At 56.6% G+C, this 13,526-nt stretch carries 13 protein-coding genes; 4 read left to right on the forward strand and 9 right to left on the reverse strand.

What is annotated here, in order from left to right; genetic code table 11:
• Positions 1-19: 19 nt before the first annotated feature.
• The 4 genes from T18_RS02195 to T18_RS02210 all read left to right on the forward strand — a co-directional run bounded on the left by T18_RS02195 (position 20) and on the right by T18_RS02210 (position 3,737).
• On the forward strand, positions 20-874 hold the full coding sequence (locus T18_RS02195; protein ID WP_003515232.1) for a sugar phosphate isomerase/epimerase family protein: 855 nt from the start codon (positions 20-22) through the stop codon (positions 872-874).
• 153 nt (positions 875-1,027) lie between these two features.
• Positions 1,028-2,713, forward strand: coding sequence for a GMC oxidoreductase (locus T18_RS02200; RefSeq protein WP_003515231.1), 1,686 nt, complete (start codon positions 1,028-1,030; stop codon positions 2,711-2,713).
• Positions 2,713-3,273 (forward strand): gluconate 2-dehydrogenase subunit 3 family protein, encoded by a 561-nt coding sequence (locus T18_RS02205; RefSeq protein WP_038490967.1) that lies wholly within the window; start codon positions 2,713-2,715, stop codon positions 3,271-3,273. Before T18_RS02200 ends, T18_RS02205 begins: the two co-directional genes overlap by 1 nt.
• 68 nt (positions 3,274-3,341) lie before the next feature.
• On the forward strand, positions 3,342-3,737 hold the full coding sequence (locus tag T18_RS02210) for a c-type cytochrome (RefSeq protein ID WP_003515228.1): 396 nt from the start codon (positions 3,342-3,344) through the stop codon (positions 3,735-3,737).
• Between the two features lie 160 nt (positions 3,738-3,897).
• Here T18_RS02210 and T18_RS02215 read toward each other — a convergent pair whose 3' ends face one another.
• The 9 genes from T18_RS02215 to T18_RS02255 form a co-directional block, all read right to left on the reverse strand.
• Positions 3,898-5,058 carry a glucoamylase family protein gene (locus T18_RS02215; RefSeq protein ID WP_038490964.1) on the reverse strand — a complete coding sequence of 387 codons (1,161 nt, stop codon included), beginning with the start codon at positions 5,056-5,058 and terminating at the stop codon, positions 3,898-3,900.
• Positions 5,059-5,282: 224 nt separating this feature from the next.
• On the reverse strand, positions 5,283-5,666 hold the full coding sequence (locus tag T18_RS02220; RefSeq protein WP_025593416.1) for a response regulator: 384 nt from the start codon (positions 5,664-5,666) through the stop codon (positions 5,283-5,285).
• A complete protein-coding gene (locus T18_RS02225) occupies positions 5,663-7,981 on the reverse strand; it encodes a GAF domain-containing protein (RefSeq protein ID WP_233284939.1) in 2,319 nt (772 codons plus the stop codon). The genes T18_RS02220 and T18_RS02225 overlap by 4 nt, the downstream gene beginning before the upstream one ends.
• A 27-nt stretch (positions 7,982-8,008) precedes the next feature.
• The gene (locus T18_RS02230; RefSeq protein WP_003515224.1) at positions 8,009-8,434 is read right to left on the reverse strand and encodes a response regulator; all 426 of its coding nucleotides are present in this window, start codon (positions 8,432-8,434) and stop codon (positions 8,009-8,011) included.
• 11 nt (positions 8,435-8,445) lie between these two features.
• Entirely contained in the window at positions 8,446-9,555 is a 1,110-nt protein-coding gene (locus T18_RS02235; RefSeq protein ID WP_025593413.1) for a PAS domain-containing protein, read from the reverse strand.
• 232 nt (positions 9,556-9,787) lie between these two features.
• Positions 9,788-10,564, reverse strand: a complete 777-nt coding sequence (locus T18_RS02240; RefSeq protein ID WP_038490962.1) for an ABC transporter permease — start codon at positions 10,562-10,564, stop codon at positions 9,788-9,790.
• Positions 10,551-11,318: an ABC transporter ATP-binding protein gene (locus T18_RS02245; RefSeq protein WP_034502326.1), complete on the reverse strand. Its 768-nt coding sequence runs from the start codon at positions 11,316-11,318 to the stop codon at positions 10,551-10,553. Before T18_RS02245 ends, T18_RS02240 begins: the two co-directional genes overlap by 14 nt.
• Before the next feature lie 63 nt (positions 11,319-11,381).
• Positions 11,382-12,383 (reverse strand): ABC transporter substrate-binding protein, encoded by a 1,002-nt coding sequence (locus T18_RS02250; protein ID WP_038490958.1) that lies wholly within the window; start codon positions 12,381-12,383, stop codon positions 11,382-11,384.
• 48 nt (positions 12,384-12,431) lie between these two features.
• Positions 12,432-13,514 (reverse strand): 4-oxalomesaconate tautomerase, encoded by a 1,083-nt coding sequence (locus T18_RS02255; RefSeq protein WP_025593409.1) that lies wholly within the window; start codon positions 13,512-13,514, stop codon positions 12,432-12,434.
• Positions 13,515-13,526: the final 12 nt, after the last annotated feature.

Here is a 13,526-nt window from a genome sequence, read left to right on the forward strand (position 1 = left end):
CGGAAAGGGAGTTACGCGTTTGAAAACGTTCAAGTCAAAATTCGCAAAGATGGCATTCGTCGTCGGACTGGCGGCCGGTATCGCAAATCCGGTTTTTGCCGATGACAGCAAGACGCTGCCGATTGCCGCGCAGATGTACACACTGCGCAACGCCGGAACGCTTGAGGAGCAGCTTGCCATCCTCAACCGCGCGGGCGTTTCCGCCGTGGAAACGGTGGATATGCAGAAGGTCAGCGCCAGCGAGCTGAACGCTCTTCTGGAAAAGCACAAGATCAAGGTCATTTCCTCGCATGTGCCGATCGACAAGCTTCGCGGCAATCTCGACGAGGTCATCACCGAGCAGAAGGCTGTCGGCAATCCGGTCGTGACCGTGCCGTTCCTCAAGCCCGAAGACCGCCCTAAGGACGCCGCAGGCTGGACAGCCTTCGGCAAGGAACTTGGCGGATATGCCGACAAGCTTTCCGCGGCTGGCCTCTCCATGGCCTATCACAACCATGATTTTGAAATGGTCAAGTTCGACGGCAAGACGGCGCTTGAACTGCTGCTCGATGCCGCAGGCCCGAAACTGCAGAGCGAACTCGACGTCGCCTGGGTGGCGCGCAGCGGCAATGATCCGGCTGAGTTCCTCGGCACTCTGAACGGTCGGGTCTTTGCAATCCACGCCAAGGACAATGCACCGGCCGGCACGGCCGAAAACGAGCGCGGCTTTGCAACGATTGGCACCGGCGTTCTCGACTGGAAGACGATCCTGCCCGCGGCCAAACATGCCGGCGCACAGTGGTTCATTCTTGAACACGACCTTCCGCTCGATGCCGAAGCGGTTGTGACCAAGGGCAACGCGTTCCTGAGCGAGCGCCTGCCGACCATTCAGTAAACACTGCCAGTAAAACCACAACCGCACCCCGGCGGCCGGTTTCGCCGGGGCGCATAAGGTTCGACAGACGCATGATGAAGTTTCCGCCGCGTTGCGACGTGGAGCGCATTGTCTCGTCGACTTTTTACCCAAGTACCAATCGGAGGAGTTATCATGGCGGACAATCATTATGATGCGATTGTTGTCGGTTCAGGCATAAGTGGAGGCTGGGCTGCAAAGGAACTCACGGAAAAAGGCCTGAAGGTTCTGCTACTGGAGCGCGGCAGAAACATCGAGCACATTACCGACTATCAGAATGCCGACAAGGAAGCCTGGGACTATCCCCATCGCAACCGCGCCACGCAGGAGATGAAGGCGAAGTATCCGGTGCTCAGCCGCGACTATCTGCTGGAAGAGGCCACGCTCGGCATGTGGGCCGACGAGCAGGAAACGCCCTATGTCGAAGAAAAGCGTTTCGACTGGTTCCGTGGTTATCACGTCGGCGGCCGTTCGCTGCTGTGGGGACGCCAGACCTACCGCTGGTCGCAGACCGATTTCGAGGCCAATGCCAAAGAAGGGATCGCCGTTGACTGGCCGATCCGTTATCAGGACATTGCTCCCTGGTATGATTACGTCGAGCGTTTCGCCGGCATTTCCGGCAGCCGCGAGGGGCTGGACATTCTTCCTGATGGTGAATTCCTGCCGCCTATTCCGCTGAATTGCGTTGAAGAGGATGTGGCACGCCGGTTGAAAACTGCCTTTAAAGGCACGCGCCACCTCATCAATTCGCGCTGCGCCAACATCACCCAGGAACTTCCCGATCAGGAGCGCACGCGCTGCCAGTTCCGCAACAAGTGCCGGTTGGGCTGTCCTTTCGGCGGCTATTTCAGCACGCAGTCATCGACCCTGCCGGCGGCAGTCGCCACCGGAAATCTTACGCTCCGGCCTTTCTCCATCGTCAAGGAAATCCTTTACGACAAGGACAAGAAGAAGGCTCGCGGTGTCGAGATCATCGATGCCGAAACGAACCTGACCTATGAATACACCGCCGATGTGATTTTCCTCAACGCTTCGACGCTCAACTCCACCTGGGTTCTGATGAACTCGGCCACAGACGTGTGGGAGGGAGGGCTCGGCAGCAGCTCGGGCGAACTCGGCCACAATGTGATGGACCACCATTTCCGCATGGGTGCCACCGGCGAGGTGGAAGGTTTCGAAGAGTTTTATTTCAAGGGCCGCCGCCCGGCGGGATTCTATATTCCCCGTTTCCGCAACACCGGCGACGACAAGCGGAACTATCTGCGCGGTTTCGGTTATCAGGGATCCGCCAGCCGTTCGCGCTGGGAGCGGGAAATCGCCGAACTCAACATCGGAGCCGACTACAAGGAAGCGCTGACCCAGCCGGGCGCCTGGACTATCGGCATGACTGCCTTCGGTGAAATGCTGCCTTATCACGAGAACCGCGTGAAGCTGGACCACGACAAGAAGGACAAATGGGGCCTGCCGGTCCTGTCGATGAATGTCGAGATGAAGCAGAACGAACTCGATATGCGCGAAGACATGGTCAATGACGCAGTCGAGATGTTCGAAGCGGTCGGCATCAAGAACGTCAAACCGTCGAGGGGCAGCTATGCGCCGGGCATGGGTATCCATGAAATGGGCACGGCCCGCATGGGACGCGACCCCAAAACTTCCGTGCTTAATGGCAACAACCAGGTCTGGGATGCGCCGAACGTCTTTGTCACTGACGGTGCCTGCATGACTTCGGCGTCCTGCGTCAACCCGTCGCTCACCTACATGGCGCTGACGGCGCGTGCCGCCGAATTTGCCGTTTCCGAACGCAAGAAGGGGAATCTGTGATGAACAGACGTGAACTGCTGAAACTGATAGCCATTGCCTCCGGTCTTCCGCTGATCGGCGCTGACGTGGTCACTGCGGCGGAAAACGCCGCCAAGCCTGCCGGCGACGTCCACGTGTTCAGCCCGGAGGAAATCCGGCTTCTCGACGAGGTGGCTGAAACGATCATCCCTCGCACATCCACCCCGGGTGCGAAGGACGCTGCCGTTGGCGCATTCATGGCAGTCTATGCGGCCGATTGTTACACGGGCGAACAGCGGAAACTCTTCCTCTCCGCGATGGCTGACATCGAAAACCGCAGCCGGACGGAATACAAGAAGGCGTTTCTGGAGCTGACGGCGCAGGAGCGGCAGACGCTGATTTCTGCGCTGGACAAACAGGCCCGGGCGGAACAGACACCGACCGCACCGCATCCCTTCACACTCGTCAAGCAGCTGACGCTGCTCGGTTTCTTCACCTCGAAGATCGGCGCCACCGAGGTTCTCGTTTACGACGAAATCCCCGGCGGCTTTGAGACCTGCGTTCCCTACAAGAAGGGTACGCCCGCCTGGGGCACGACCTGAATTGAGAACAAGCCGCCCGCCTGCATTCGCAGGCGGGCGCGTTCATACGGCAGAACAAGGATGACACGATGCGCAAGAGAATGATCATCACGGCGGCGATGCTGGCAGCAAGCGCCATTCCCGCTTTTTCAGAGGGCGATGTTGCCAAGGGGGAGGCGGCCTTCAAGCGCTGTTCCGCCTGTCACGCCATCGGCGAGGGCGCGAAAAACAAGGTCGGCCCGCAGCTTAACGGGATCATCGGCCGCACTGCGGGCGGCGATCCGGACTATAATTACTCGAATGCGATGAAAAAAGCAGGCGGGGAAGGGCTGGTGTGGACACCGGAGGAACTGCGAGACTTTCTCAGCGCTCCCAAGAAGAAAATCCCCGGAAACAAGATGGCCTTGGCGGGCATCAGCAAACCGGAAGAACTGGATAATCTTATCGCCTATATCGAAAGCGCGTCTTCGAAACCAGCCGAATGACAGCACACCGTTTATCGAACATCAAAACTCCCGCAGTTTTGAGACGATGACCACGACTTTACCCCAGCATATCCTGCGCGCCGAAGGCCTTGCCAACGAATTGCCAAGGCCTTCCGGCGTTGTCTTCGAGGATGGATTTGCGCTACTCAAACACCGGTTCTCAGGGGTCGGTCCGTCCTTCCTGCAGGCTCGACTTTTCGAAAGACCTGTCCTGATGGAAGCCCAGTTTGGCCAAGCCGTTTTTCACCTCCGGTGCGTTCATGAATAAATCCCAGATCAGGCCGCTGCGATAGTTTTCCATCATCGCAACAACAGGCCCTTGATTGATCGCAAGATGCGTTCCGGACACCCAGCCGGTTGAGGGCTGGAATGAATCCATGAGGCCAAAGCGGCCGATGAGTGCACCATTGTTCCATTGCAGAAAACGCAACGCCGCCTCGCGTGAGCGATGAGAAAAGAAGGGCATGCTCGAGAGGGCTGCCGTTGTCGCAATGATGCCGTCATCGTCGGTCGGAGAGTTTACGACATAGCCCTTTGGCCCATCACACGCAGACAGACCCCACCCGGCCTCACTTGGGTAGCGCGTGCGGCAGTAGCGGTAATTGATCATGCAATGCGCGTGAACCTGCTCCAGATAGTCGTGACAATAAACATCGCCGAGACCGCGCGGATCGAGTGTGCAGAAGGAATAGTGCGACAGGAAAAGCGGTCCTCCATACGGCTGGCCAAGCGGCAGCCGAACACCGAGATACATCGATCCGTTCCGGATTTCGCCATCGCTTGCCCATCCGGAATGATAAGACTCCGCGCTGATTGCATGCGTCGTTGAACCCGCCGCGAGCACATAACAGACGAGGGCCTCGTTCCAGCCCACAATCGGCAAGTTTTTCGCCCATGCATACCGACGGCTCCAATGCCAGAACAGCGGCCCGGGCTTTCCCCTGGTAAACCAGCCCCATTCCACCGTCTCGACGATTTCATTTATGGACCGGCGTAAATCGATTTCGGAGGATGTCTGCGCGCCAAAAAACTGTCTGACGCAGATCAGCGCCTGAACCAGAAGAGCGGTTTCAACGAGATCTCCGCCGTCGTCGAATTTCGCGAAGGGTATCGTTCTTCCGCTGGACGCATCGATGAAGTGAGGGAAGGCGCCATGAAAACGCTTCACACTTGCCAGCGATCTCAACATCCGGCTCGCCCGGGCGATGGCTTCCTGTTCGGTTATCCAAGAACGGCGGACACCAACGATGAGCGAAAGAAAACCAAACCCGATCCCGGAGACCGACGCGATCTCATGGATCGCAAGACCATCGGATCGCATACGATCCCGCGGTAGGCCACTCTCCGGGTGGCTCCCGGACCAGAAATATTCAAAGGTATTGCGATGCAAACCATCAAGTTCAGCAGGTAATTTATCCGTCAATTCCAACCTCAGGGACCAGCGGCAATTAGTCGGCAGATCGACTGCCAAGCCTTATCCGACTCTGTCACCATCTCCAAATTTCAAGCGGAGCGGTGAATCCCGGTAGCCGCAAAAATTCTCGGCTACCGCAGCATCTGTCTTATCGTCTCCACGATCTGCTCTTCGCAGTAGGGTTTCGTAAAGAAAGCCGTATCTGCCGCGATCATATGACCGGGATCTTCGAGATGGCCGGAAACCAGGATAACTTTGATAGGGGGCCACCTGTCACGAACAATGGCTGCCAGTTGCAGGCCGTCGACGCCGCGTGGCATATCGATATCAGTGAAGACAATTCGTATGTCTGCGCGTGCCTCAAGGATATTGACCGCCTCCGTAGCATCTGCCGCAGCAAGCGCTGTGTATCCTGCGGTTTCAACCAGATCCACGGCGGCAAGGCGTAGCAACGGCTCATCCTCAACGACGAGTATTGTTGCCACATCGGCAGCATTCGAGGTCACGGTCATCATGACTGTCTCAAATGGGAAACCAGTCCCTGCATCGTTACCCGCAGGCCGTCAGGATCAAAATTGACCTCGACACCGCCTGTACCCATCAGACCAAGCTGGATGAGCTTCGATCCGAAACCTTTACCCGATGGAGCGGTCACCGGCGGGCCGTCCTGCTCCTTCCATTCCAGAACAAGCGCGTTCTCGCCGCCTGCATCTTCTATCGTCCATGAAATAACGACGGTTCCGGCATCAGAAGACCAGGCTCCATATTTCAAGGCGTTTGTGCCAAGCTCGTGCATCAGGAGAGCCAGCGACAGCGCAGTCCTGGGCCCGATTTCCATGTCTGTGCCCGATATGCGGTATCGCTCGGGAAGAGAAAGTTGGCGAAGCACGGAATCGATCACTGCCACCATGCGCGCCGACGACCAGTCCTGGTTCAGGAGAACCTCATGCGCATTGGAAAGCGCGCGCAATCTGCTCGTGAAGGCTTCGACAGGGGCTCTGTCGGTAACAGGGCGAAGCGTCTGTGTCGCAATTGCCTGAACCATGGCCATCGTGTTCTTGAGCCGGTGGCTGATCTCGTGATTGAGAACCTGTTGTTCCTGCTCGGCCCGAATCCTGGAGATCGCCTCACGCGTGCGGTCCGCTATCGCACGCACAAAATCACGCTCCTCGGACGAGAATTCATGCGGCTTGTCGTAGTGTACGAACATGACCCCCGCGAATGCACCTCTTTCGATGATTGGCACATTCACGAGGACGGAGATGCCTAATGAGTGTAGAAGCTCGGCTGAAGCGGAGGTTCTCGGATCTGTCGCCACATCGGGTATGATGACCGTCTCGCCGCGCTTCAAGTCCTGGATGTAGGATCCGTAATTCCTGAAATGATGGAGCCCCGCGACGGTGAACATTCCCTCCGCACACCAGTCGGGAAGCATCTGCACCGTCTCGGCGATAGGGTCAACGATGCCGTAGCCCGCCCGCGTCGCGCCTCTCAGACTCCGTGCCAAAATCTCGGCGGCGGCAAATGCCACTTCCGCAACAGTATCCAGCTCGCGGATCTTTTCGCCAAGTTCCAGGAATGCAAGCTGCCTGTCCTCCGACAGTTTTTGAGCGGTGGCGTTGCGTGCGACCTTGATATATCCCGGGACCTTGGGCGACGAATGGTTGGACATCGGCCGGATCGTGCCGTCCAGAAAGATGCTGGAGCCATCGGCAGCGAGGTGCCATCGGCGATCAGGTGCAACCCCTTCGGACGTGGCTCTGCTCACTTCAGCCGCAGGAACGCCGGCTGCCCGGTCCTCCTCAGTAAAAATCGACTCAAACGGCCGTCCGAGCATCTCGGCTTCCGACCAGCCAAATGTCTCCTGCGCTCCACCGAACCAGCTTGTAATACGCTGGTCTTCATCGATCGTCATGATAATATAGTCTTTGGCGCCTTCGACGATCAGGCGAAGCTTCGTTTCGCTGTCACGCAAAGCCTCCTGGGCTTGCATCCGATCAGTAACTTCAACGAACATGATGACGAACGTGTCTTCACCAGTGGCTTGAACATAGCCGTCAAACCACCGGTCCATCGATCCGATCTTGCGGGTGAAACGCTTGCTTTGTTGGGTCTCGACGGCCTCCACCACATCGGAAACCCACTCATTCTCGAATTCTGGAAAGAGTTCGCGCATGGTTCGACCAGGCACATTATCGCCTGGTAATCCAAGAAGAGTGCTCCATGCGGGATTGACCGTCTCGTACCGCCAATCGACAATCGTTCCGTTGACGTCACGGATCACCGATCCTACGACGATGCCTTCCTCCAATTGCTGGAAAAGCGCACCCCAGCGTCGCTCGGAAAGGAAGGTCGCAATCTGGTTCGAGGCGACCCTTCCGATCTGGTACAGTAACTGCAGCTCGCTTTCCGTCCATGTGCGTGGTTCTCCATCGATTGCTGCGAGCGCGCCGATCACCATGCCATCAGGGAGGGTTACAGGCACTCCCATGTAGGAGATCACGCCCAGATCGGTTATGGCCAGATTATTTCTAACGAGATCATGAACCGTCGCATCCCCGATTATCAAAGGCTGTCTGTCGCGAACCACATGCTGACAGAATGAATGCGTGAGTGGCGTTTCCGCCGCTTCAGCCCATTTGGGTGGCAACCCGACATGAGCGATGAAAACCTGCCGGTGCTCGTCCAGAATGGAGATCAAAGCTACTGGGCATTTCAGGCCGGTTTTGACGACCTCGATAATATCCTGGAATTCGGGTGGGCTCTGGACATCAAGCAGCCCAGAGTTTCGAACTGCGTCAATGCGTTCCGACGGTGAATTCAAGGTCAATCCTTATCCGCACAGGGGCGGCGTTGGTCAAGCCGACAAGGCGGCAAGCAGTTTGGGCGAAACAACAAGGCTGGGAGGAGGGGTAGCGGAGCGCTCTGCGCCAATAACGATGCCTTCAATGAACTGCAAGGCATTTTGCAAACCGTTCATCGTGTAAGGTTTCTCGATCGCTCCAAGTGCGCCCGCAAAGTCCTCAGGTATTCTCTTCAGGTTACCCGAAACAAAAACATAGGGGATGGAGCTCGAGGAAAGATATCGGCCGACTTCTATGCCCGTTGGACCATCCAGCAATTGAATGTCTACAAATGCGAATTGCGGCAGTGCCTTATTGGCAAGCTCGATAGCTTCCTTGCTGTCGGCAGCGATCCCCACAATCTCATGTCCGGCATCTTCCACTTCGCTTTCAAGTTCCATCGCCAGCAGAGCTTCGTCCTCTACGATCAAGATTTTCACAGGAGATCCTTTCAGTCTTTTACAGAAAGCGTGACACGAACATCCGAGAGGCAACCTTCAACCGTCCGAACTATCGTAGCACGCAATTGTTTTACGCACGCTTCCAGCATCTTTTTGCTAAAGGCTGCTTCTTCCTTGTCCACTTCGCCCGGCGTGACGGTATCGGCAACCCTGACAAGGAAGTGGCCGTTTAGGCGCTTGACCTCCAGGTGCAATTGCCCGCCACGGTCCTTCAATCCTCTGCGAATGGCGTCGCCGATGAGTTCGTTGATGATCAAGGCAAGGGGGGAGGCCTTGGTCGCCGGAACCACAACCTCGTGAAGATCGGTGGTGAGGATGATGTCGGTTCGCTTCAAGGCGCCGATCTTGTCGAGCATCAATGTATTGGCAAAATCCGCGACATCGAAATGCCCTACATCTTCATCGTTCAGAAGCTTGCGCTGAACGGTGCTGAGTGCTTCGACCCTGTTCAGCACAGACATCAATGTCCGCTCCACAACATCGTTATCAGTCATCCGCGCCTGAAGCTTAACGATTGAGGCGATTGTCAGGAGGTTGTTTTTTACGCGATGATCAACTTCGTGGACGAGGGTTGTTTTTGCCCGCAATGCCTCAGTCAAATCCGCCGTTCGCAGCGCCACCTCTCCCTCCGCGATGTGGCGAGCGCGAGCGAGTTCGGCTTCCTTGCTCTTGATATCGGTGAAGTCGAGTTGCGAGGCGAAAAAATAGATGACGGTTCCGGAAGCATCGCGAACCGGACTTACGAAGAGAGCATTCCAAAACTCTGATCCGTCCTTGCGGTAATTAAGGATGTCGATTGCCAAATCCTGCTCGGCTGCGATTGCCTCACGCAGCTTCGTAACTGAGCCAGGATCCGTGTCTGGACCCTGGAGCAGACGACAATTTTGACCAACCAGCTCTTCGGCGGAATAGCCCGTCAATCTGCTGAAAGCAGCATTGCAGAAGATGATTGGATTGTCTTTCTGGAGCGGATTTGTGATGATCATGGGCATGCGGGTGGCCTTGAAGGCTGCCGCAAACGGATCTTCAGAAGCGTGGCTAGATACTAGACGCTCTCCAGCGTCTTGAGCATCCTGCCGGAGGAGATCATTATCTTTCATGCAAGGTCCTGAAGGTAACGGTCCCCTAAAATGTTTGAATGGGAATTTGGTTCCAACGACAAAGTGAATCATTCCTGTTTTACAGGGTAGGGGATCCACCATCTTTTTGCATATTGTCCGTGAGTAGGTCTGCCGGCGTCCGATAGCCGAGAGATCGGCCTGATGACGTCGGTAGAACAAAAACGGGGCGACCAACTGGCCGCCCCGCTTGATGTGAGACTGGGTCGAAACCTCAAGCAGGCCGTTCTTCGCCCGCGTTCGGCCTCCAGGTGATTAGCTTTCTCTCGGCGACATCGAGAATGAGATCGATGACGAGAACAAAAATGGCGAGAATGATGATACCGGCGAAAACGCCGACCGCGTCGAAGTTACCTTCCGAACGGGCGATCAGGTAACCGAGGCCTGCGGAAGACCCGAGATATTCGCCGATGATCGCGCCAACCACCGCAAATCCGACGGATGTGCGCAGCGACGACAGAATCCAGCTGGCTGCCGCCGGAAAATAAACATGACGCAAGAGATCAGAGCGCTTTGCACCGAGAATGCGCGTGTTGGAAAGCACGACGGGGTTTACTTCGCGAACACCTTGCATGGCGTTGAAGAACGTCACGAAGAAGACGAGGGTGACCGCAAGAGCGACCTTTGACCAGAGGCCAAGCCCCAGCCAAAGGACGAAAATTGGCGCGAGGACCACACGCGGGATGGCATTCACGGCCTTGATGAACGGATCCAACACACGGGCCACAAAGGGACTGAGGCCCAGCCAGACACCGGCGCCGACGCCGAGACCTGTACCGATGAGGTAACCGAGAACCGTTTCACTCAAGGTGATACCGACATGTTTGTAAAAGCCGGCATCGGCAACCCAGGTGGTGACCTGCTTGACGATGTCGATGGGTGCCGGGAAGAAGAAGCGGTCGATCGCCCCGGAGCTTACCCCGAGTTGCCACCCACCCAGGAGCACGACCAGAAGCACGATCTGGATGATGCGAACATTAACGGCTTGCATAGCTTTTCTCCACTTCGCCGCGCAAAGACGCCCATATATCGCGATATAGGGTCATGAATTTCGGATCGAGCTTGATTTCGGCAACGTTGCGGGGCCGTTCCAGATCAACCGGAAAGCTCTCGATAACCCGGCTCTTGGGTCCGGCGGCAAGGACGACAACCCGGTCCCCGAGTGCAATCGCCTCTTCGAGATCGTGCGTGATCATGACCACTGCACGGCGGTCCTCTTGCCACAATCTCAGGAGTTCATTCTGCATGAGGTGGCGCGTGTGAATGTCGAGTGCGGAGAAGGGCTCGTCCATCAGGATGACCTTCGGCTCGGTGATAAGCGCCTGCGCCATCTGGACACGTTTGCGCTGTCCGCCTGAAAGTTGATGCGGAAAGCGCTCTTCAAACCCCTTCAGGCCAACTTTTTCCAGCCAGGCCAGAACTTTGGTACGGCGCTCATGTTCGGATACGCCGCGGAACAGCAGGCCAAGCTCGACATTCTGATAGGCCGTTTTCCAGGGAAGCAGCGCATCCTGCTGGAAGAGATATCCAATGTTGTTCTGCACGCCCTGCACGGCCGAACCATCGATGGAGACCTTTCCCTGCGCCGGTTTCAGCAAACCCGCGATGGCATTGAGAATGGTGGACTTGCCGCATCCGGTCGGGCCGACAATCGACAGAAACTCACCATCTCCAACTTTCAGGTTCACATCCTGGACCGCAACGAACGCGCCAAAGGCCATTGTTACGTTCTCGATTGCCACCATTGGCTGAAGATTGAGTTCTGCCACGGGTTCTAACTTTCTAATTGGCAAAGACATTGAAGACCCTCAGTTTACGCTCTTCGAAGCCGCAGCCTCGACGAACTTGTTGGTGTAGGTCGTGTTGAGATCGATCGTGGCCTTCGCGACTGCGTCGTTGAAGCTTTTCAAAACCGCCAACGGGGTTTCCAGATCGGCCTGGTTGAAGGTTCCATCTTCGGAGAAGATCGCCTTGGCGGCTTCGACCGCCTTGATGTAGGTCTGCTTGTCGCCGGACACGAAATCATCGGGAAGCTTTGCAACGATTTCCTCGGCCGAATGCTCCTTCATCCAATGCAGCGCCTTTACCGTGGCATTGGTAACCTTCTGGATCACCTCGGGATGTGCATCGATGTATTCCTGCGTCGCATACAAGACGGAGGTGGGGTAGATCCCGCCGTAGACGTCCTTGGCGCCCTGATCGCTACGGGCATCGATCAAAATCTTGCCAAGACCACGCTCAACCACGATCGTCGCAGCCGGATCGTAATTGACCAACAGGTCAATCTTGCCCTGCTGCAGAGCGGCAACAGCAGCAGCGCCAGAGCCAACGCCGATGATGGCGATGTCGTTGTCGCTCAGATTGTGCTGCTTCATGTAATAACGAATGAAGAAATCGGACGAAGACCCGGGCGAGGTGATCCCGACCTTTTTGCCCTTGATGGTTTCAGGTTTTGCCGGATCGAAGTCTGTATCGTTCTTTCCTGCGAGAACCAGCCCGGAATTGCGGGCAAGCTGAACGAAGCCAACCACGTGCTTGTTCTGGGACTGCATCTGAATCGTGTGATCGTAGAAACCGACGGCTACATCCGTGGACCCTGCGACGAGCGCCTGCAGGACTTTCGAACCGCCTTGGGCAAAGTTCTCGGTCGTCACCTCAAGGCCCTCGTCCTTGTAGAAGCCGAGGCTGGCCGCCACCGGAAAAGGCAGGTTGTTGAGGTTGTACGAACCAACACTCATTCTGACAGATTCTGCATTCGCCGACGCTGCCAGCGCACAGAGCGCCGCTGTTGCAAGCAAGTATTTACGCATGAGGGTCTCCTCCCAGTTTTGCTATGTTTTGAGCCAGTATGGCTTTGTCTAGGCTGCGTCTTCAATCGCAGCATTTGGCTTGGCGAAGGCAAAGCCTTCGAAAAGTCTGCGGGCCGTTCTCACAAGCCCGGCTGTTATTGCTCCGTTCCGCATCTCAAGTTGCACGTCCAGCCGACCGGCGGGATGCTCGATGCAGATCTGGGTCGGAACAGACCGATTTCCCGCTTGTTCAAATGCCACGGAGCCTTCCGTGATCGCTGCGGTTGCTATGCCAACGGCGCCGGTCGTTGCCAGGGCAGGGTGGCACTCATTGGGCATGAAGTACCGGACAGACAGAGTGCCTCCCTTGCGTGCCGGTGCTACGATCACGGGTTTTGGTATGACCATATCCGTTACATCCCCCATCCCCATCAATTTGCCTGCCTGAATGCGTATGCGGGTCAATCGTTCGATGAGATCGCTATTGGAAGTCAGGGTCTGCGGATCTTCATATCCCGTGACGCCGAGGTCTCCCGCACGCATGAGGACCATCGGAATTGCGCAGTCTATCGCTGTCACATCTATTCCCTCAACCGTGTCGACAGGGTTTCCGGTGGGCAACAGTTTTCCGGTTTTCGCACCCGCCGCATCCACGAAAGTCAGGGCGATCGGTGCAGCCAGACCCGGAACGCCGTCGATTGATGCGTCTCCGAGATAAATTACTTCGCGACCACGCGTCGGCACCTTTGCCTCGATCAATTTTCCGGTGTTCACGTTGTGGATGCGAACCACGGTATCGCTTCCCCGAGCCTCCACAAGTCCCGCTTCGATCGCAAAGGGACCGACCGCGGCCAGCATATTTCCGCAATTGGGCGAATAGTCGACATACTGCCTGTCGGTACGAACCTGGGCGAAGAGATAGTCGATGTCTGCGCCTTCGACGGTGGAAGGACCTATGATCGCCACTTTCGAGGTGACCGGATTGCCGCCTCCTATCCCGTCTATCTGCAGCGGATGACCGGAACCCATTATGGACAAAAGTGCCGCATCCCGTTCCGCTCGATTACGCGGAAGGTCAGACGCCAGGAAGAACGGTCCACGAGATGTTCCGCCGCGCATCAGCACACAGGGTATCTTAAGCAGGTCGTTCATTTATCGCCTCAA

Source organism: Rhizobium sp. TBD182, from assembly GCF_001950375.1.
Classification (GTDB): Bacteria; Pseudomonadota; Alphaproteobacteria; order Rhizobiales; family Rhizobiaceae; genus Agrobacterium; species Agrobacterium tumefaciens.